At 26.8% G+C, this 650-nt stretch carries 1 protein-coding gene; it reads left to right on the top strand.

Going from position 1 to position 650, the window contains the following annotated elements; all coding sequences use genetic code 11:
* Positions 1–650, top strand: a 650-nt coding sequence (locus tag MBFIL_RS10820; RefSeq protein ID WP_169805503.1) for a transposase, incomplete at both ends; no start/stop codon positions are given.

The raw sequence follows: 650 nt of genomic DNA, 5'->3' as shown, positions 1-650 counted from the left end.
TTGATAATAAGTGTGTTCAGGATTTAATCAATGAATTAAATGGGGAATTTAAATCTGAAAAAGGAAGAAAAGCTATTTCACGTTTATTACTTTTAGGAGCGATTAGTTACGGAATTTTAGTTGATGAATATAGAACAGATAAAATAGCTAGTTTATGCAAAACAGATATAATATTAAAAACATTTCTAAATGGTAAAACACCATCATCCACAACATTAAGCAGATTTTTATCAAACAGCAACTATATTACCATTAAAAAAATATTTCTACACACATTACTCGTTTTAAATGACCACAATATTCTAAAATTTCTCCATATTTTCATTGACGGTACTGATGCATTAATTAAAGGATCTAAACACTACACTATCACACGTGATGAATTAAAAGCTTTAAAACTAATGAAAAAATGGAATTTACTGCACAATAAAAGTAAAAATTCAATCCGAAGAATTAAAAAAGAACTAAAAATCAAAGAACAAGAATATGAAGAATATCCTGACGTTTTAGAAAGTATACAGATCATTAGAAAAAGAATCATGCTTTACAATAAAAATATGTCCCAACGTATAAATGAATTTGAAGATCGATTTGAGGAAATAGATAATGATTATGTTAGTATTACATTTCCTGAAGCTGTTATGATGCCT

Origin of the sequence: Methanobrevibacter filiformis, assembly GCF_001639265.1 — an archaeon.
GTDB classification, from domain to species: domain Archaea; phylum Methanobacteriota; class Methanobacteria; order Methanobacteriales; family Methanobacteriaceae; genus Methanacia; species Methanacia filiformis.
This window is presented reverse-complemented; position numbering and strand designations above follow the sequence as displayed.